Genomic DNA, 19,465 nt, shown 5'->3' on the forward strand with positions numbered 1-19,465 from the left:
CCTGAATGACAACGGCAATCGACAAAGGAAACAAAGCTGCCATGGGAAGCATTGATGCAGCCCTCAAGCCACGGCTCCGGCTTCGGACCCGCTCCGAATATGCAGGGTGGATCCTTAGCATCCTCGTCGGCGTCGGGATTCTCACCTCCGTCCTGACAAACTCCAACTTCAAGTGGGAGATCGTTGGGAAGTACTTCTTCGCTGAGACGATCCTGCGCGGGCTCATGCTCACGATCTTCCTCACGGTTGCGAGCATGGCACTGGGAACCTTGCTCGGGCTTGCCCTTGCGATCATGCGGGCTTCGCATGTGAAGCCGGTCTCCATGACAGCCGGACTCTACATCACATTGTTCCGGGGTACCCCGGTCTTGGTGCAGCTGATCTTCTGGTTCAATATCTCCGCCCTTTACCCCAACCTGAGAATCGGGATCCCGTTCACTGACATCAGCACTGTCATCGACGTCAACACGATCATGGGCCCGATCACCGCAGCACTCGTGGGCCTTACCCTCAACCAGGCTGCCTACATGGCCGAGATCATCCGCGGCGGCTTCTCCGCGGTTGGCAAGGGCCAGCTCGAGGCCGCCGACTCGCTCGGAATGAGCGCATCCATGAGGATGCGCAAGGTCATCATCCCTCAGGCCATGCCGTCCATCATTCCGGCAACCGGCAATCAGTTCATCGGAATGTTCAAGGAAACGTCGTTGGTCAGCGTCCTCGGCGTGGCCGAGCTTTTGCAGAGCACCCAGTTGATCTACGCCCGCACCTTTGAGACCATCCCGCTGCTCATCGTGGCCAGCCTCTGGTACCTGGTCATGACCCTGCTGCTGAGCTACCCGCAGTCCAAGCTCGAACAGAAGTACTCCCGCGCAACCGCCCGGCTTCCCCGGAAGTCGAAACCCGCTGTCCTGACAGACCCGGAAGGTATCGCCCGATGAACACCGACGGCACTATCCTCGCCCAGAAAATCCGAAAGTCCTTTGGGCCCAAGACAGTCCTGAAGGACATCGACCTGGAGATCGCCAGCGGAGAGATCTGCTGCATCATCGGCCCCAGCGGCTCGGGAAAGTCCACTATCCTTCGCTGCATCAACGGTCTTGAGATCGTGGACTCCGGTGTCCTGAAGGTCAACGGCGAGGACTTCGGCTACTACGAAACCGATAAGGCCTACCACGCCCTGCCAGCGAAGAAGCTGGCCCAGCAGCGCACCAGGGTTGGAATGGTCTTCCAGTCCTTCAACCTGTTTCCGAACATGACCGCCCGGGAGAACGTCATGTCCGGACCGGTCCTGGTCAAGCGCGCGGACAAGAAGGAATCAGCCAAACGAGCCCAGGAACTATTGACAAGTGTCGGGCTCGGCGCGTTTGGTGACCGATACCCGGCCGAGCTCTCCGGTGGGCAGCAGCAACGCGTGGCGATCGCACGGTCCCTGGCCATGGACCCGGAGATCATGCTCTTTGATGAACCAACATCTGCACTGGACCCCGAAAAGGTCGGAGAAGTCCTGACAGTCATGAAAGAGCTGGCCAAGAAGGGCATGACCATGGTGGTGGTCACCCACGAGATGGGCTTCGCCCGCGAAGTGGCCGACTCCCTGATCTTCATGGACGACGGCTACGTCGTCGAACGCGGCGACGCCCGGGAAGTCCTCGCCAACCCGCAAGAGTCCCGCACCCAGTCCTTCCTCGAGAAAGTGCTCTGAAATGACAGATGGAAAATTGGCCGTCATCGGCCTCGGCACCATTGGCAGTATGGCCCTCTGGCAGGCCTCCCGGCTGTCCGATTCGGTGGTCGGCTTCGAAGCGCAGCTCCCTGCCCACGGACGCAGCGCCGTTGGCGGCGACACCCGCCTGTTCCGAATGCTCAACCTAAATCCGGGCTTCAACCCCATCCTGCACAGCTCCCAACGGCTCTGGGCCGAGCTTGAGGACGAAACCGGACAGGACATCCTTTTGCGCTGCGGTGGAATCTACATTGGCACGGCGAATGGCCCGTACATTCCACAGCTGCTCGAGTCGGCGCGGGTGACCGGAGTCGCGCACCAGATTCTCTCCCATGCCGAGATGGCCGAGCGGTACCCGCAGCACAACCTGCGTGCGGACGATATCGCTGTATTCGACCCCAACGGTGGCGCTCTAAGGACGGACCGGGCCGTCACGGCTGCGATCTCCGCAGCCGAGGCCAACGGTGCCAGAGTACTAACCAACACCCCGGTAGACGGGATCCGGGAAACCGTAGACGGCGTTGTGGTGACCTCCGGGGACAAGTCCTGGACGTTCGAGAATGTCATCGTCGCGTCCGGCGGCTGGTCACAGAAGCTCATGCCGGAGTCGCTCCAGGCACACACCCAACCCAACAGGGTCTTCCTCACGTGGTTCGTCGCGAAAAATCCCGCACTCTTCTCTCCAGAACGGTTCCCCGTCTTCGTGCGGCTCTCCGGAGACCGATCCATGTATGGTGCACCCGCAGTTGACGGGGTCACCGTCAAGGCAACGCTGAATTTCCGGCCAACGCCTACACGGAACCCGGATGCGGTTCCCAGGGAACTTACTCCGGCAGAGGTTGCGGAGACGACCGAGACGGTGAGTGAGTTCTTCCCCGGTCTGTATCCAAACATCGTCCGCTCGGATGCGTTCCCGGACCTCTTCACTACCGACCGAAACCCGCTGCTCGGGCGTTTGGACGCCGGTAGCCGGGTCTACTGCGCCACCGGGTTCTCCGGCGGGGGCTTCAAAATGGCCGCTGGATATGGCGAGATCGCCGCCCGGGAGGCACTCGGATTACAGACGTTCGACGGCCTGGATTTCGTACGTCCGGAACGGTTCATGAGCGTCCACAGTATGCAGGTTTCCCCGGCCGGACAGTCCTCTTCCCACAGCTAGTGAAAGCGTCGATATGAGTCTTCCCTTTACCCCGGCTGATTCTCGCATCGGGCTGGTCGCCAATGGCGTGTCCGGCTCGCCATATGACCGGTTGCGTGCTTTCGGCTTGAAATTGCCCAGCCTCGCTCACAACCCGTACTACCTTCAACACCGCTCGGTGGACTCCAGCATTTACATCTCAGGCCAACTGCCGTACAAAGACGGCGAACTTCTGGGCACCGGCATCGTCGGCCGCGAGGTTGAGCTTGAAACAGCCCAGGAGCTTGCCCGCCATGCAGCGCTCAACGCACTTGCTGCCGCCGTCCAAGCAGTGGGCGACCTGGACAAGGTCCGCATCGTGCAGATGCTTGTCTTTGTGGCCAGTACACCGGACTTCGGCCTGCAGTCGCAGGTCGCCAATGCAGCCAGTGACTTGCTCATCGGGGTGCTGGGTGAAAACGGACGGCACGCCCGTACTGCGATCGGTGTTGCCGGCCTGCCGCGCAGGAGCCCGGTCGAGATCCAGATGGTCTGCACGGAGGCATAGGACATGAAGAATAAGGAACACAGCGTGAACCGCATTCAGCAAGCTCTAGGGACGCTCGTAGATCGGATCGATACGCCCTCACCAATCGTGCTGTCCGACGTGATGCAGGACAACATCGACCGGATGCAGGCGTTCGCAACCCAGCAGAACCTCGACGTCAGACCACACGTCAAAACCCACAACGAGTACAACGGCTTCCTTCCTCTGCCCGGGGACGGATTCCATCCCCGCGTCGGGAGCGTGCTACCCGTGGTGCCAAACCACGTCTGCCCGGTGGTGGTCAATTTCGAGGAGTACATCGTCACCGACAGCACCGGAGCGCCACTGGAACGGTGGCCGGTGGACGCGCGCGGATTCCTCAATTAACCGCTGGGGGACGGGCCTTCGCCCCCAACCCACATCGAACAATCAACCTCACGATGGAGTGACTGACTTGAGATTAGACAAAACCACTGTCGTGGTGACAGGAGCCAGCAGTGGAATCGGTGAGGCGGTGAGTTCGCACTTCCGTCGCGAAGGTGCCCGTCTGCTGCTCACCGGCCGCAGGGAGCACCTCGATACCGCGCACACAGATGACCTGTACGTCCCGGGAGACCTTAACGACGAAGCCTTTGTCGAAAGCCTCGCCCGGCAGGCCGCCGAAGCGTTCGGCACGGTCGACGTCGTCGTCATTAACCACGGCTTGCAAGTCACCGGCCCGCTGACGGAGATGGACCATGACGATGCAAAGAATGTGCTCCACAGCAACCTGCTCAGCGCCTTCTTGGTAATGAAGCACTTCGCACCACTGATGCCCGAGGCGGGAGGCTCCTTCGTCTTGGTCAGTTCACGGCTGGGCATGGTCGGAATGCCTGGCCAGGTCCTGTACTCCGCGGCCAAGGGCGGCCTGATCATGCTCGCCAAGGGCGCCGCGATCGAGTGGGCTCCACGGAACATCCGCGTCAACGTTGTCGCTCCGGGGCTAACCATTACTCCGGTCATCGAAGCATCAATCCAGCGCAGGCCCGACCCCGAGGCCTATCGCCGCCAGCGCGAGGGCCAAATTCCGCTCCAACGCCTCGCCACCCCCGAGGAGATCGCCGACGCCATCCTCTTCCTCGCATCCAAGGAAGCGTCCTACATCACCGGAGCGACGCTCCCGGTAGACGGCGGATACACCGCCTTCTAGGCCCCCCGCAGGGCCCGGCATCAGTCGGGCCCTGCGCCCCTTCCCAAACAACGTCTGAAAGTGGAGCAATGCCCATGAGTACTGGAACGACCCTGAACCTCATTGAAACCCGGCTGCTAATCGGCGGGGAATGGATATCATCCGGCACAGGAGCCACGCTGCCGGTCATCAACCCCGCCAGCGGCGAAACGGTGGCGCACGTTTCCGACGGCTCTATCCAAGACGGTGCGTTGGCACTGGATGCCGCCTGCGCTGCCCAGGATGCTTGGGCAGCAACACCGGCAAGGGACCGTGCCGACATCCTCGCCCGAACGTATCAGGGCATCGTCGCCCGCCGCGACGATTTCGCCCGCTTGATCGTGGATGAAATGGGCAAGCCCTGGGCCGAAGCCCAATCCGAAGTAGACTACGGCGCAGGGTTCTTCCGCTGGTTCGCAGAATCCGCCGGACGGATCCACACCGAAGGCCAGTTCGGCGTCGAACCTGGCTCCAGCTACCACATGGCAGTGTCCAAACGCCCGGTCGGCCCCTCCCTGCTGATCACCCCGTGGAACTTCCCACTGGCCATGGGCGCCCGCAAGATCGCCCCGGCCTTGGCCGCTGGCTGCACCACCATCCTCAAGCCTGCCGCCCAAACCCCGCTTACCTCCCTGCTGCTTGCCCAGGTCCTTCAGGAAGCAGGCGTGCCCGCCGGTGTAGTGAACGTCGTCGTGACGAGCAACTCCCGCGATCTGATCAGCGCCATCATGAATGACGAACGGATCCGAAAAATCTCCTTCACCGGCTCCACCGAAGTCGGCCGGGTACTCCTGGCCCAAGCCGCGCAGAACGTCGTGAACACCTCCATGGAACTTGGCGGGAACGCACCACTGATCGTTTTCGACGACGCGGACCTAGATACCGCGATCGAAGGGGCCTACCTCGCCAAGCTCCGCAACGGTGGTCAGTCCTGCGTCGCAGCCAACCGGATCTATGTCCAGGCCGGCATCGCTCCCAAGTTCACCAAAGGCTTCACGGAGCGCCTCGCCGCCGTCAACGTCGGCAACGGCCACGAACCCGGCACCGGTCTAGGGCCACTGATCGATCACAAGCAACGCGCCGCCGTCCACAATCTCGTCGTGGACGCCCTCGCCAAGGGCGCAACCTGCCTCACTGGGGGCCAGATCATCGACGGCCCCGGCTACTACTACCAGCCCACCGTCCTAACCAACATTCCCGCCGACGCCAGCATCAGGGAAGAAGAAATCTTCGGCCCCGTCGCAGCGATCTACACCTTCGACACCGAAGAAGAAGCCGTCGTGGAAGCGAATGCCACTCCCTACGGCCTGGCTTCGTACATCTTCACCCAGGACCTGACCAGGGCACTGCGCGTTGCGGACGCGATTGATGCCGGCATGACAGGCATCAACCGTGGGCTCATCAGCAACCCGGCCGCACCGTTCGGCGGGACCAAACAATCAGGCCTCGGCCGTGAAGGGGGCATTGAAGGCCTTGAGGCCTACCAGGAAACCAAATACACCGGCATCCAACTCTGACCTGATCCGGGCCGCGTTGGCGGAGAAACCCTGCTTCCGGCGGAGCCAAGGCTAGCGGACCTCAAGGTCCTCGAGAGTCTTTCCCTTGGTGTCCGAAGACAACAGGGTGGCCAGCGCCGAGACGAGGCAGATGCCCAGAGTGGTCAGGCCGATGACCATGGGGATGTTCGCTGATCCGGGAGGAGCCATGGCAGTAAACAGGCTGGGGAAGAACGAGGCGATCATGAGGCCGATGTTTTGCGAGACTGCGAAGCCTGTCACCCGCATCCGCATGGGGAACTGCTCCTGGAAGAACGTGGCGAAGGTGGCGTTCCACATCTGGAACAGGATGCCCTGAACGATGACAACGCAGACGAAGATCAGCGGCAGGCTACCCTGTTCGATCGCCCACAGGTACACCATGGTCAACAAGCCACCGGCTATGCCGCCTGCAACCATGAGTGTCCGCCGGCCAAGCCGGTCCGACAGTGCCCCGAACAATGGGATAGTTACCACTGCGGCTACGTTTGCTGCCATGGTTACCCAGAGGAATTCGCTGCTTGAGAAGCCGTTGCCATAGCTCTTCTGGGTGGCGAACGATACGCCGAAGATCAGGGTGGCCATGCCGATGACGTTCGTGAACGTCATTGCAACGCAGCGGACCAGGACCCACGGGTGGGTGCGCAGGAGGTCTGCGAGGGGGAACCGGCGTTTGGTGCCGGGCTCTTCCGACTGCGCCAGGTATGCGGGTGGCTCCTGCACGCGGCGGCGGATAATGTAGCCGGCCAAAATCACGACGGCGCTGAGGAGGAAAGGCAGCCGCCAGCCCCACGAATGGAACTGGTCATCCGGCAGGAGGGCGGCGAGCGGAATGAGGACAGCCGTTGCGAGGATGGATCCCACCTGCGTGCCCTGAAGGCTGAAGCTCGCGAAGAAGCCGCGCCTGGCATCGGGGGAGTGCTCTACGATCATCGCGCTGGCACCGCCGAGTTCGCCAGCAACGGCGAAGCCCTGGATCAAGCGCAGGATTACCAGGAGGACGGGAGCCAGAAGCCCCACCTGGCCGTAGGTTGGCAGGAGTCCTACCGCGAAAGTAGCGAACCCCATCAGCAGCATTGCAAAGACCAGGACCTTCTTGCGCCCATGCCTGTCACCGTAAGCACCCAGGACCACTGCGCCAAGCGGGCGGGAGACGTATCCCACGGCATAGGTGGCCAGGGAAGCGATGATGCCTACGGTGGGGTTCTCCGTGGGGAAGAAGATCGTTGGGAAAAGCAGCGTCGCGGCCAGGGAATAGAGCGCGAAGTCGTAGTACTCCAGCGCGCTTCCGATCCAGCCGCTCATTGCGGCTTTCTTCGGGTCCTTCCGGCCGATGGCCTCGTCCTGGGTGGAAGGGGTATCCCTCCGGTGCGTGACGGTCATTCGCTGAACTCCTTTGTCGTCGTTGGCAAGGAACAAAAACTCTTCCAATCCAGGACTGAACAATGCGGTGCTCATTCAGTATGAGGAAGGTTACATGTGGATCGACTTGAGTCTTGAATCGATTCATTAATCATACGATGTGACCTGCGATACGTCAAAGGTCGCTGTGAGGGGAAACGCACGACGGCGGCAGGTCGCCACGGTTCCCAGGGAACCGCTGGTTCCTCGGAACCGAAAGGGCGACCAGCCGCCGTCGTGATTCAGCCGTTTGATCGAAGAGTCAGGCCATCGGGAGAATGACCGTGGTTACCGCGAAACAGAAAGCCTTGCGCTGGATGACATGTCCAGCCGTGCCTGCAGTTCCGAAACGGTGGGTGGGTTGGCTCCGGAGCGGCTGACCGTGATTGCTGCGGCCATCGAGGCAGTTCTTCCGATGGTTTCCAGTGCTCCCGGCGCAAATCCCTCTTCGCCCTCTGCCAAAAGGCCGAAGATGAGGGCGGACATATAGGAGTCACCGGCGCCGATGGTGTCGGCAACCTCGGTTTTCACGGAAGGGATGCTGAGCTTCGCATTCTCCGTGGCGAGGAGGGCGCCGTCAGCGCCGAGGGTGATGACGGCAAGGCGCGCACCATGTGCGAGCAGGCGGGACGTGACCTCGTCCGGAGACGACGTTGGGTAGAGCCAGTGGGCATCTTCGTCGCTGAGCTTTACGACGTCCGTGAGCGGGAGCAGGTCCTCGAAGACTCTCTTCGCTTCAGCATGGCTACCAAGCAGTGCAGGGCGGATATTGGGGTCATACGTGACAAGGCACGACTTGTGTCCTTGCTCAAGAAGGGAGCGGACGGTGGAGGCTCCCGGGGCCAGGAAAGTAGCGATAGAGCCGGTGTGAAGGACTTTCGGGACCATGGCGGGCGCCACTGGAGCCAGCTCCCAGGCGATATCGAACTCGTAGCTGGCCGAGCCATCTGCCGCCAACGTGGCAGTAGCGGTGGCTGTGCGTTCAAGGGACGTTGAACCCGGAAGGAGCCGGACGCCTGCGCTCTGGAGATGGTTGGTGATGGCGTTCCCGTGGTCGTCTTCGCCGATTGCTGTGAGCAACCCCGTGGATACGCCGAGCCGGCCAAGGCCATAGGCGACATTCGCCGGGGATCCTCCTGGATAGCTGATGGTTCCTTCCGGGGTATTAACGATGTCGATCAGGGCTTCGCCGATCACAACAACATCCAGCTGGTCTTGGGCGGAGGGGCCGGGGGGAGGCTTGTGCATCTGGGTTCTTTCGTCGGTGCCGGCTGGTCGGCCGGGTGTGGATCCGTCCGCGGACCTGTGGGCAGGTCCGCGGACGGAGAAGGGGGTTCCGCTGGAGCGGATTGTGCGGTGCTGGAACGGAAGGTGGGCGGCGCCCGTCAGGCTTTGGCCGCACCTGTCATGATGGCGACGGCGTCGGTCATGGTGTGGGATTGCGGGGTGATGGTGGCCGCGCATTTGCCCAGGCGCTGGATGTGGATGCGGTCGGCGACATCGAACACGTGGGGCATGTTGTGGCTGATCAGGATGACAGGCAGGCCGCGGTCGCGGAGGTCGCGGACCAACTGCAGTACCTGGTTGGATTCACGGACGCCCAGTGCCGCCGTCGGTTCGTCAAGGACGACCACCTTGGATCCGAAGGCCGCGGCGCGGGCGACGGCGACTGCCTGGCGCTGGCCGCCGGAAAGGTTCTCTACCGGCACGGTGACGTCCTGCAGGGTGGAAATGCCCAGCCGGGTGAGTTCTTCCTTGGCCTTCCTGCGCATGCCCTTGGTGTCGAGGATCCGGAACAGGCTTCCCAGGGGCCCGGGAAGGCGTTCTTCACGGCCGAGGAACAGGTTCGAGGCGACATCCAGGGCCGGCGAGACGGCCAGGTTTTGGTAGACCGTTTCAATGCCGTGGAGCCGGGCGTCCTGTGGCCGTTTGAAGTGCACCTGCTGACCGGACACGAAGATTTCTCCTGTGTCCGGAACTTCGGCGCCGGTAAGGCATTTGATGAGCGTGGACTTGCCGGCACCGTTATCGCCGATGATGGCCAGGACTTCGCCGGGGTAGAGGTCAAGGTTGACACCGTCGAGGCCAACCACCCGGCCGAAGGTCTTCACGAGGTTCCTGGCTTTAAGGATGGGCTCGCGGGTTTCGGTCTGTGAGGCTGCAAATTCAGTCATGGTCATGACTTGACCTTTCGGATCCACTGATCGACGGACACGGCAATGATGATCAGGATGCCCACCGCGAGGGTCTGGTAGAGGACATCCAGGCCGGCCAGGGAGAGTCCGTTGCGGAAGACGCCCACGATCAGCGCCCCGAGCAGCGAACCCCAGATGGAGCCGCGGCCACCGAAGAGGCTGGTTCCGCCAATTACGACGGCGGTGATGGAGTCAAGGTTCAGATCGACGCCGGCGTTGGGGCTTGCGGCGTTGGTACGGCCGATCTGGATCCATGCGCCGACGGCAAGGACTGCGCCCGCGGCAAGGTAGACGCTCATGAGGACGCGGTTGACGGGAATACCGGCAAGGCGGGCTGCTTCCTTGTCATCTCCGACGGCGTAGACGTGCCGTCCCCAGGCGGTTTTGCCCAGGATGAAGGCGACGGCGATGTACAGCAGGAGCATCATGACGACGCCGGTGGAGATGCGGACCGGCCCGATCGGGAAGGTGCTTCCCAGCCAGGTGAGCACACCCGGCATCGCGGATCCGCGGACGGTGCTGCCGCCGGAGTAGAGCAGGGTCAGGGCGATGAAGATGTTCAGGGTTCCCAGCGTGACGATGAACGGCGGGAGCCGGAATCGTGTCACGAGGAAACCGTTCAGGGCGCCTGCAGCAAGTCCCACGATCAGCCCGGCGATGAGGGCCAGGGGACCCGGGACTCCGCTGCCGACGGCCATCTGCGCGATCACCATCGAGGACAGGATCATGACCGCGCCGACGGAGAGGTCGATTCCGGCGGTCAGGATGATGAGGGTCTGGGCGATGGCCAGGGTTCCGACGACGGCGACCTGCTGGGTGATCAGGGAAAGGTTCTCCACCCGCAGGAAGCGGTCGTTGAGGAGTCCGAAGACCACCACCGCGATCAGCAGGACAATGGCCGGGCTGAGGGCGGGGTAGCGGTGGAGGATGTTGCGGATTCTGCTGAGCGGCGTTTGGCGGTCAAGGAATTCCTCGGCCAGGTCAGCGTGCCCGGCGCTCGGGGGGCCGGCGGTCTGTTGCTGGGTCACTTTAGCTTGCTCCTGAACTTACTTGCCCCAGCAGATCTGGGAAGCGTCGGTGGTGGTGATGCTCTTCACGCCGTCCACGGGCTTGTCCGTGACGAGCTCCACTCCGGTGTTGAAGAAGTCCAGGCCCTCGGAGTTGGCGGGCTTCTTGCCGGTCTTTGCGAGGTCGACAATGGCCTTGACGCCAAGCTCGGCCATCTTCACCGGGTACTGCTGTGCCGTGGCGCCGATGACGCCGGACTTGACGTTGTTCACGCCTGAGCAGCCGCCGTCAACGGAGACGATCAGGGCGTCTTTTTCCTTGCCCGCGGATTTCAGTGCTTCGAAGGCACCGGCAGCTGCAGGCTCGTTGATCGTGTAGACGACGTTGATGTTGGGGTTCTTGGCCAGCAGGGTTTCCATGGCAGTACGTCCGCCGTCTTCGGCGCCCTGGGAAGCCTGGCTGCCGACGATTTCGTACTCGCCGCCCTTGCCGCCGGTGTACTTGCCCGTTTTGGCTTCGTCGCCGTTCTTCTTCTTGTCGGCGGTGTCGATGCCCATGCCGGTCAGGAAGCCCTGGTCACGGTTATAGTCAACGGACACAACCTTGTCATCGAAGAGGTCCACAAGTGCGATCACAGCTTTCTTGCCCGCCAGCTGCTGGGCCGTCCACTTGCCGATCAGCTCACCGGCGGCGAAGTTGTCCGTGGCAAACGTGATGTCAGCGGCGTCGGCAGGGTCCGGCGGGGTATCCAGGGCAATAACGAACAAGCCGGCGTCCTTGGCCTTCTTCAGGGCATCCACCACGGACGGGCCGTTGGGGGTGATGAGAATTCCCTTATCGCCCTTGGAGATCGCGTTTTCGATGGCCTGGATCTGGGTGTCTTCGTCACCATCGGCCTTGCCTGCAGCAAGCTTCAGATCAACGCCGTCAGCTTCGGCAGCCTTCTTGGCGCCATCCTGCATCGACACAAAGAACGGATTGGACGTGGTCTTCACGATCAGCGAAACGCCGATCTTTTCATTGCTGCCCGCGCTGGACGAAGGCGAGGAGCCGCCGCCGCAGGCAGTCAGGCTTAGCGCGCCCAGCGTCAGTACTGCACCAGCGGCAAGAAGGCGGGTCTTTGCCGACCTCGAAGCTTTGGAACTCAACATTGAAACTCCTGTTTTTTGTGGCTGCTCATGGCGAGTGATTCCCCCATGACAACGTTGTCAGCTAACATGTAACCAAGCTCACACAATGCAGTCAAGTGTTAATTGAAGTTGAGGAGTGTTTCTTTGACAACGGTGTCTAATCGTTACCAACCCGATCCTGCGCGCAGGCCGCCCACGATGAAAAACGTTGCTGACCTTGCCGGGGTAGGCATCAAGACGGTCTCCAGGGTGGTCAACGACGAACCAGGCGTTTCGGAGGAAACCCGCCAGCGGGTCCTGCGGGCAACGGAGCAACTTCAATACCACCTGGACATCACCGCCGGCAGCCTGAAGCGATCCGGCCGTAAGACCCAATCCATCGGGTTGTTGCTTCCGAGCGTGTCCAACCCCTTCAGCGGCGAGATCCACCGCGCCATGGAAGATGCCCTTGGCGAGCGGGGGATCGCAGTCTTCGCCTCAAGCCTGGATGACGATCCGGACCGCGAACGGAAGCTGATTTCGGCTTTCCTGGGGCGTCGGGTGGATGGACTTGTTCTCACCACCATCGCCAAGAGCCAGGCGTACATGATCCCCGAACACTCACGGGACCTGCCGTTGGTGTTCATCGACCGCGAGCCCGTGGGCATCGAGGCGGATGCAGTAGTCACCGATAACGAAGTGGGAGCCGCGACGGCAGCCGCGCATCTCATCAAGCATGGCCACACCAAGTTGGCCTATCTTGGGGACCGCACCGATATCCAGACCGCCGTGAAACGGCGGACAGGGTTCCTGAACGAGATCAGCAGGTCCGGCATCGCGACCTCCACGGTTGCGGTCCGCGAGAATCTTCACGACGAGGAAACGGCCCTCCGGGCTGCACAGGAACTGCTCACTTCCAAGAACCCTCCCACGGCGATTTTCTCCAGTCAGAACCTGGTGACATTCGGTGCCATGCGGGCGCTGAAAACCCTCCGGTTGCACCACAAGGTCGCCTTGGTCGGATTTGACGACTTCACCCTGGCCGACATGATGGAGCCCGGAGTCACCGTCATTGCCCAGCACCCTGAACGGATCGGAAAGCTCGCTGCCGAGCGGATCCTTGCAAGGATCGACGGCGACAACCGCCCGCCGCAGACGTATGTCGTCCCGACGGAACTCATTCCCAGGGGTTCGGGCGAAATATTGCCCCCGAACTAACCAACAACCATTCAATCGACCAAAGGACCGGACATGACCAAAACCTTGTACGCGGAATTCACCGTCAAGGAAGGCAGCGAAAACAGGGTCGCTGAAATGATGGCAGAACTCGCAGGGCACGTCCGGCAAGAACCGGGCAACGTCACGTTCCTGCCGTACACGCGCGAAACCAATCCGCGGGAATATTTCGTGTTCGAGGTCTACCGCGACGAGGAAGCCTTCCAGGAGCACATCACCGCAGACTACGGCCGAAAATTCAACGCGGAACTGGCCGAACACATTGAAGGCGACGGCTCCGTCCTTACTTGGCTTAACGCCGTATCGTAGCCTTCCGCCCGGGCATGCCAGACTGGACGCATGTTTCGCCGTCCTGAGAAACCGCGCATTTTGTCCAAGAGCGACGACGCCCAGCCCCTTTCGCCCGGAATCGACAAGGGCCGTCATCTCGCGGTCAGGCTCGACGACGCGTGGCTGAGGTTCCAGACGCGCCTCGCCATCCGGCGGGGTCGGGTGGAAACCGTCATCCCGTACACCGGATACGGCACAACTTCCTGGGTCCGGGTGCTGGCACGGGTTGTCCGTAGTGACCCGAGGGACGCCGCCGGCCATGCCAACCCCTTGCAGGAGAGCATGCGCGGCTGGCGGAACTTCATCAGTGCACCCGTTGCACACGCCTCCGTACAGGTAACGATTGCCGGCACCGTCCACGACGTCGAAGCCGATCGTGGAGGCGTCGTCGATGTCCGCATTGAGGCAGCCCTGGATCCTGGCTGGCACACGATCACCCTGCAATCGGGGAGTTCCGGAATTGTTGAGGCTCCGGTGGAAATCGTGGCGGATGACGCAGACTTCGGTGTGGTCTCCGATATTGACGACACCGTGATGGTGACAGCCCTTCCCCGGCCCTTCCTGGCAGCCTGGAATACTTTCGTGCTCAATGAGCATGCGAGGACACCAACGCCGGGAATGGCCGTCCTCTACGAGAGGATCGCCAGGACGGCGCCGACGGCCCCCGTGCTGTACCTGTCCACCGGGGCCTGGAATGTGGCGCCGACGTTGTCACGGTTCCTGTCCCGCAATCTCTACCCTGCAGGGCCGAAGCTCTTGACTGACTGGGGACCCACCCCGGACCGCTGGTTCCGCAGCGGCAGGGAGCACAAGCGCACGTCCCTGGAACGCCTCGCAGAGGAGTTCCCCCACATCAAGTGGCTGCTTGTAGGCGACGACGGACAGCACGACGAAGCCATCTATTCCGAGTTTGCACATCACCACCCGCAGAACGTCAGGGCAATCGCCATCCGGCAGCTCTCAGTAGGTGAGGCGGTGCTCGCCGGCGGCAGGTCGAAGTCCGGGGGACAACCTACGCCGGGAATCCCTTGGATCTATGCTCCGGACGGTGCCGGGATGTCCGCGCAGCTGGAGGAACTGGGCATCATCCATAGCAGCGTGCGCTCAGCGGACGAGCCGGAGCAGGGCGACTGAACGGCGGCTGCGGGCCGGGACCCCGCAGGGCTGTTGGTGCAGCCACCACCAAGAGCAGAATGAACACATGGTCAATGCCTCGGTGTCTGAAGGCCTGGCTGCGGGTGATCATTTCCTCGCTGCTTCCGACTGGAATGCAGCGGCGGAGGCTTTCGAGTCCGTCCTGCTGATCCAGGATGATCCTGCAGCGCACGATGGTTTGGGACGCGCGCTGTGGTGGCTTCGCGACGTTGATCGCTCCATTGCGGAGCGCACAGCTGCTTACGCCGGTTTTCGTCGGCTGGGCCAGGACTCTCCGGCATTTCGTACGGCTTTGTGGTTGGCCCGCGAATACGCGGATGCCTTGGGTAGCGAGGCGGTCAGCCGGGGTTGGCTGGCACGGGCGGAGGGCCTTGCGTTCCGCTTGCCGGAAGGCGTCGAACGGGGTTGGATGGCGCTGACGCGCGGTTTGCTACGGGCCGACCCAGCCTCTGCGGGTGATGATGCCAGGATTGCGCTTGAGTTGGCGCGCAAGTGGAATGACCCGGACCTTGAGGCCGTGGCCCTCGCCCTCCAGGGCCTTGGGACGATAGCCTCCGGGAACGTGCTGGAAGGCATGACGCTGGTTGATGAGGCCATGGTCGTGGCAACCGCCGGGGAAGTTCACGATCAGATGATCTTCGGCGACGTGTGCTGCATTGTGACGCGCGCCAGCGAAGAAGCCTGCGATACATCTCGACTCAGCCAGTGGAATAAGACCGTCCTGCGCTTCATGCAAAGTACAGGCCATCCGGCCTTGCTGGAATTCTGCGGTACGTGTTGCGCGGAGATATTCCTTGCCGCCGGTGACATCGCGAGCGCCGAGGGCTGGCTCACCAGGACGCTGGATGAACTGGACCAAGGCGGTCATCGTGCACGTTGTGTGCACCCCGCTGCCAAGCTGGCGGAACTGCGACTCCTGCAGGGCCGGGTGGAGGAGGCAAGCCGATTGCTCGCTGGCTTCGAGGATCGGCCGGACGCCTTGCGCGCAACGGCGGCAGTCCGGCTTGCAGTGGGCGACACTGCAGTTGCCGCAGCGCTGCTGCATCGCCGGATCCACTACGTCGGAGGTGGGCTGCTCACGGTGCCGCTACTGGCGTTGCTGACCGAGGTCCAGCTGACACAAGGTGACGTCGGCCAAGCCCGAGCGACAGCCGAACGTCTTGATGAAGTCGCAGCCCGGACGCAATGGCCCCGGTCACTTGCGGCATCGCATCTCGCCGCTGGTCGCGTTGCAGCTGCCCTGGGGGACGTGGCCTCGGCACGTGAACGGCTGGACGCAGCAATTTCGATTTTTGCTGAGCTCAACATGCCCCTTGAGGCCGCGAGCGCCCATCTATCGCTGGCCGGAGCCCTGCGTGAGACGGACCCTGAAGTGGCTGTTCACGAGGCGGGAGCGGCACTCGCGGCGTTCGACGACGCGGGTGCCGGCGGCATGGCAGACAAGGCAGCAGCGCTTCTTCGCGCCCTTGGCGGCCCCGCCCGCACGGGGCCGAAGGCGCTGGGGCTGTTATCGCGGCGCGAACGCGAAGTGCTCAGCTTACTTGCCGAGGCCCTGACCAACAGCGAGATCGCTGATCGCCTGTTCATCAGCGCGAAGACCGCCGAGCACCACGTCAGCAGCATCCTCGCCAAGCTCCAAATGCGCAGCCGGGGCGAAGCGGCAGCATTCGTCCTGCGTCAATCCCCCAAAGACCAGGGCCTTAAATAGGGGATGCTCCCCATCCTTTCCTGCCGCCGTCGCCACATGCTTTGACTATCCGCAAAAAGCCAACGGGAGGTGCGGAATGAAGCAGCAACGAACAGCAGGCAACGTCCTCGATCGTGAAATCGCCGTGACAGTCCATCAACATGCCACTGTCCCGGCGGACATCGTTTTCGACGTCCTCGCTGATCTGCCCCATCACATGATGTGGGGAGGGGCCGAGGCATCCACGCTTCTGTCCATGCAGGCCCCTCCTGGGCAGGCAACCGCCGGAACGGAGTTTACTTCCACGGCTGAGGACCGAATCTGCAGGATGAGGGATTCGTCTGTGGTCACGGAGGCGCTTCGGCCCTGGATGTTTGAACGGGTCACGGAGTCCGCTCTGGAGTCAAAAAAACATGGGACAAAGGCTGCTTGGCTCCTGGTCCATCGTTACGAAATTGAAGCGGCTGCGGAACAGAGCGACGTCACCTACACATGCCGGCTGGTGCGGGCCAGTGGGCTGCCGGGTCTGCTGGCCATGTTTGGTTTTCCTGTTCTCAGGTCACTCGCTGTGCGTGAGTGGGCGCGGGCAAGCAGGGAAGGATTGGGCCGGCTCATCGTTGCGGCAGAAACCACGGCGCGGGCCTGAACCCGCGCTATCACAAAGAAGGAGCAAGGAAATGGCAAAGCTATCGATTGATGACGAGAGCGCCCGCGTTGAGCGCATGACCGGCTACGAGGGCCGATACCGGGAGGCCGACGGATACACCATCGCCTTTGAAAGGTTCGAAGAGGGAGGCGACTTCACGCCGTTCTACAAGGGTCTGCCGGATGACCGGTGCCAAAGCCACCACTGGGGTTACGTCGTGAAGGGCCGGCTCACCATGCACTTGCCTGATGGCGACGAGATCGTCGAAGCCGGCGAAGCGTACTACACGCCGCCCGGGCACACTGATGAGCTTGATCCAGGGACCATTCTGGTGGAGTTCAGTCCTACTGAGGAACTCGCCCGCACCTTGGCTGTCGTCGAGCAGAACCTGCAATCGGAAGTTGGCTAGGCCGCCTTCAGGACTCCAGCACGCGCTTCAGGTTCTGGACAAAGACCTTGTTTCGCCGGGGAACCATGTATGCCATCACCGGGGTCATGAGCACCTTGACCCCGCTTGGTTGCATCTCCACGCCTCGAGTGAAGCGGGCGCCTTCCACGGCCGGCTCCACCGTATAAGTGATGCGTGGCTGCAGTCCGGCGAAGTTGGCTCTGTATTGCAAGCGTGAGCCGTGCCTGACGTCCAACGCTGTGAAAGTTCCGTCGGTCTTGCCCATGAAGGGTTTGAACTTCAGCGGGTAGGTCCTGCCAACGATTGGAACAGGGTCGGTTTGGCCAGGCACGCTGGCAATGTCAACGTGCCAGCTCGGTTCGTTGCGAAGGTCCGCCACATATTGGAAGACCTCCTCCGGTGTCCGGGCTATGACAACGCTCTCTGCGGATTTGATCATGACTAGGTGGCGCCTTTCGCTTCCAACTTCTTCAGGCCCATTCGCAGGGAGCTTGCCACTGGCGCACCCCGGGTCACGACGATCATGAAGGTGGCCAATCGCCCCATCAAACTGGTGGGCCTGCGGTTCCACGTGATGTGAATGCGTGAACCGCCAGACTCATTGGGTGTGATTCGCGCGCTCACGTAGCTTCCAGGTGCGCAGAAATTACTCTCCTGGACCGTCCACTTCACTTCGTCGGGGTTTGCCCAGTCGTAGTGTTCCTTGGCCCAGATCACGCCACCGGGAGCTTTGCTTCCTTCTCTGATGTCCGCGAAGGTCTCACCCACCTGGTAAACCTCGTACATGGGAGGGTAAATACCTGGCCAGATCTCCGGCCGACGCGGGCTAAAGTCCAGCAATGCCTCCCGTACCTTCCCCGGCGGGACGACGGTATCCAGATCCACTTCCACTTTTGGCATGTCAGCTTCCTCACCTGATGCTTCCAGTGTGGTCGTTTCTCTTGGGCGTGCAAGAGGTTTGGCAGGGGCTAGCCGCCCGTCTGGCTCAGCACCCCGACGTCCTTCGGCGAACCGACTGAGCCGCGGCGCACGAGTCGCGCCTCCAACGGCGGTCCAGCGGGCGAGGAAGATTTTCTGCCCTCAATCTGCCGGATCAACGCAGTGGCGGCAGCCATTCCCATGTCGTAGACGGGCTGCGCAATGACTGTGAGCGGGGGAGTGGTGAGACGGGTCCAGGCAAAATCGTCGTACATGATGAGGGACACATCCGAGGGGATGGAGAGGCCCGATTCCTGGATGGCCTCCACAACGCTCAAGGCGATGAGGCCGTCGGAGGCAATGATGGCAGTGGCAGCATCCGGCCCCTGGAGCAGGTCACGGGTGATTCGCATGATGGACTCCGCATCGCCGGCATTGAGCCGGACCAGGTCTACCGGCTGGCCGAGGCCTTCCTCCTCGAAGGCGCGGCGGATTCCCTCAAGGCGGTCCGAGATCTGCGAGGAATCCAGCGGCATCCCCGCCACGTAGGGCCCGTCTGTCCGAACGGTTGAGACGAACGCGATGCGTCGGTGGCCTGCTTCGATGAGGTACTTGGTGGACTCGTAGGAGATGGCGCCCATGTCCACGGCGAAGGTCTCGACGTCGAGTCCTTCGGCGGCGCGGTCCAGCAGGACCAAGGGCCGGCCAGAGTCGCGGACTTCCTTCAAATGTGAGGTTTCCACTGATGAAGCGGGAGCAACGATGAGCCCATCAACCCGCTTGTCCAGAAGCACTTGGACGGCGTCCACCTCGGCGGCCCGTTCTTCGTCGGTGTTGATGAGGATGACGTTGTAACCGCTCTTCTTCGCCGTGTCGGTGATGCCTCTGGTGGCCAGGCCGAAGTGCGGGTTTTCGATATCGCCCACCACTACGCCAATGGTGTTGGATTTGCCCGTGTTCATGCTGCGCGCAAGCTCATTTGGGCGATAGCCAAGCGCCTCGGCTGCTGCGAGGACCCGTTCCCGAACGTCCTCGCTGACGGCGCCATAGTTGCCCAGTGCGCGCGCGGCTTGGGCCTTGGAGACTTGGGCGGCTTTGGCGACGTCGGCAACTGTCACGTCCCGCCGTCGGGATCCGTCAGTACTCATGTTCACCTTTCAGAAGTGGTGTTGACGCGGCTTGTGACTTCCGCTACATTTTCAATCAATCGATGTGAGTCCGGTCTCAATCCTAAGGGCTGAG

The 19,465-nt window shown here is 62.1% G+C and carries 21 protein-coding genes; 13 read left to right on the plus strand and 8 right to left on the minus strand.

The features are described from left to right. Positions 1–5 precede the first annotated feature (5 nt). The 7 genes from AC6I99_RS02875 (at position 6) to AC6I99_RS02905 (ending at position 6,111) form a co-directional block, all read left to right on the plus strand. Positions 6–938, plus strand: a complete 933-nt coding sequence (locus AC6I99_RS02875) for an amino acid ABC transporter permease (protein WP_497960176.1) — start codon at positions 6–8, stop codon at positions 936–938. Continuing rightward, complete coding sequence (locus AC6I99_RS02880; protein WP_497946760.1) at positions 935–1,702, plus strand: amino acid ABC transporter ATP-binding protein; 768 nt, start codon at positions 935–937, stop codon at positions 1,700–1,702. The genes AC6I99_RS02875 and AC6I99_RS02880 overlap by 4 nt, the downstream gene beginning before the upstream one ends. A 1-nt stretch (position 1,703) precedes the next feature. Beyond that, positions 1,704–2,882 (plus strand): FAD-dependent oxidoreductase, encoded by a 1,179-nt coding sequence (locus AC6I99_RS02885; RefSeq protein ID WP_497946759.1) that lies wholly within the window; start codon positions 1,704–1,706, stop codon positions 2,880–2,882. Positions 2,883–2,895: 13 nt separating this feature from the next. Further along, positions 2,896–3,408, plus strand: a complete 513-nt coding sequence (locus tag AC6I99_RS02890) for a RidA family protein (RefSeq protein ID WP_497946758.1) — start codon at positions 2,896–2,898, stop codon at positions 3,406–3,408. Positions 3,409–3,432: 24 nt separating this feature from the next. Then, positions 3,433–3,774 (plus strand): hypothetical protein, encoded by a 342-nt coding sequence (locus AC6I99_RS02895; protein WP_497946757.1) that lies wholly within the window; start codon positions 3,433–3,435, stop codon positions 3,772–3,774. A 58-nt stretch (positions 3,775–3,832) separates the two neighbouring features. Beyond that, positions 3,833–4,576 (plus strand): SDR family NAD(P)-dependent oxidoreductase, encoded by a 744-nt coding sequence (locus AC6I99_RS02900; protein ID WP_497960181.1) that lies wholly within the window; start codon positions 3,833–3,835, stop codon positions 4,574–4,576. Positions 4,577–4,650: 74 nt separating this feature from the next. Next, a complete protein-coding gene (locus AC6I99_RS02905) occupies positions 4,651–6,111 on the plus strand; it encodes an NAD-dependent succinate-semialdehyde dehydrogenase (protein WP_497960186.1) in 1,461 nt (486 codons plus the stop codon). 51 nt (positions 6,112–6,162) lie between these two features. Here AC6I99_RS02905 and AC6I99_RS02910 read toward each other — a convergent pair whose 3' ends face one another. The 5 genes from AC6I99_RS02910 to AC6I99_RS02930 all read right to left on the minus strand — a co-directional run bounded on the left by AC6I99_RS02910 (position 6,163) and on the right by AC6I99_RS02930 (position 11,884). Then, positions 6,163–7,512 carry an MFS transporter gene (locus AC6I99_RS02910; RefSeq protein ID WP_497960192.1) on the minus strand — a complete coding sequence of 450 codons (1,350 nt, stop codon included), beginning with the start codon at positions 7,510–7,512 and terminating at the stop codon, positions 6,163–6,165. Between the two features lie 306 nt (positions 7,513–7,818). Next, complete coding sequence (locus tag AC6I99_RS02915; protein WP_497960196.1) at positions 7,819–8,778, minus strand: carbohydrate kinase family protein; 960 nt, start codon at positions 8,776–8,778, stop codon at positions 7,819–7,821. Positions 8,779–8,915: 137 nt separating this feature from the next. After that, positions 8,916–9,710 carry an ATP-binding cassette domain-containing protein gene (locus AC6I99_RS02920; RefSeq protein WP_224166288.1) on the minus strand — a complete coding sequence of 265 codons (795 nt, stop codon included), beginning with the start codon at positions 9,708–9,710 and terminating at the stop codon, positions 8,916–8,918. Further along, positions 9,707–10,753 carry an ABC transporter permease gene (locus tag AC6I99_RS02925; protein ID WP_416418043.1) on the minus strand — a complete coding sequence of 349 codons (1,047 nt, stop codon included), beginning with the start codon at positions 10,751–10,753 and terminating at the stop codon, positions 9,707–9,709. Before AC6I99_RS02925 ends, AC6I99_RS02920 begins: the two co-directional genes overlap by 4 nt. Positions 10,754–10,771: 18 nt before the next feature. After that, on the minus strand, positions 10,772–11,884 hold the full coding sequence (locus AC6I99_RS02930; protein ID WP_224094087.1) for a substrate-binding domain-containing protein: 1,113 nt from the start codon (positions 11,882–11,884) through the stop codon (positions 10,772–10,774). Positions 11,885–12,061: 177 nt separating this feature from the next. Here AC6I99_RS02930 and AC6I99_RS02935 point away from each other — a divergent pair, with 177 nt between their 5' ends. The 6 genes from AC6I99_RS02935 (at position 12,062) to AC6I99_RS02960 (ending at position 17,305) form a co-directional block, all read left to right on the plus strand. Further along, positions 12,062–13,060: a LacI family DNA-binding transcriptional regulator gene (locus AC6I99_RS02935; RefSeq protein WP_497946752.1), complete on the plus strand. Its 999-nt coding sequence runs from the start codon at positions 12,062–12,064 to the stop codon at positions 13,058–13,060. Between the two features lie 33 nt (positions 13,061–13,093). Beyond that, on the plus strand, positions 13,094–13,387 hold the full coding sequence (locus AC6I99_RS02940) for a putative quinol monooxygenase (RefSeq protein WP_497946751.1): 294 nt from the start codon (positions 13,094–13,096) through the stop codon (positions 13,385–13,387). Between the two features lie 30 nt (positions 13,388–13,417). Beyond that, on the plus strand, positions 13,418–14,542 hold the full coding sequence (locus AC6I99_RS02945) for an App1 family protein phosphatidate phosphatase (protein ID WP_497960200.1): 1,125 nt from the start codon (positions 13,418–13,420) through the stop codon (positions 14,540–14,542). 67 nt (positions 14,543–14,609) lie between these two features. After that, entirely contained in the window at positions 14,610–16,271 is a 1,662-nt protein-coding gene (locus AC6I99_RS02950) for a response regulator transcription factor (RefSeq protein WP_497960202.1), read from the plus strand. A 76-nt stretch (positions 16,272–16,347) separates the two neighbouring features. Continuing rightward, entirely contained in the window at positions 16,348–16,896 is a 549-nt protein-coding gene (locus AC6I99_RS02955; protein ID WP_497960204.1) for a hypothetical protein, read from the plus strand. A 31-nt stretch (positions 16,897–16,927) separates the two neighbouring features. Continuing rightward, positions 16,928–17,305, plus strand: coding sequence for a cupin domain-containing protein (locus AC6I99_RS02960; RefSeq protein WP_216922055.1), 378 nt, complete (start codon positions 16,928–16,930; stop codon positions 17,303–17,305). Between the two features lie 7 nt (positions 17,306–17,312). Here AC6I99_RS02960 and AC6I99_RS02965 read toward each other — a convergent pair whose 3' ends face one another. The 3 genes from AC6I99_RS02965 to AC6I99_RS02975 all read right to left on the minus strand — a co-directional run bounded on the left by AC6I99_RS02965 (position 17,313) and on the right by AC6I99_RS02975 (position 19,371). Further along, on the minus strand, positions 17,313–17,744 hold the full coding sequence (locus AC6I99_RS02965; RefSeq protein WP_497946746.1) for an SRPBCC family protein: 432 nt from the start codon (positions 17,742–17,744) through the stop codon (positions 17,313–17,315). A 2-nt stretch (positions 17,745–17,746) separates the two neighbouring features. After that, complete coding sequence (locus tag AC6I99_RS02970) at positions 17,747–18,205, minus strand: hypothetical protein (protein WP_497960207.1); 459 nt, start codon at positions 18,203–18,205, stop codon at positions 17,747–17,749. Positions 18,206–18,273: 68 nt separating this feature from the next. Beyond that, positions 18,274–19,371, minus strand: coding sequence for a LacI family DNA-binding transcriptional regulator (locus AC6I99_RS02975; RefSeq protein WP_497946744.1), 1,098 nt, complete (start codon positions 19,369–19,371; stop codon positions 18,274–18,276). Positions 19,372–19,465 lie beyond the last annotated feature (94 nt).

Source organism: Arthrobacter sp. TmtSoilC77, from assembly GCF_059739415.1.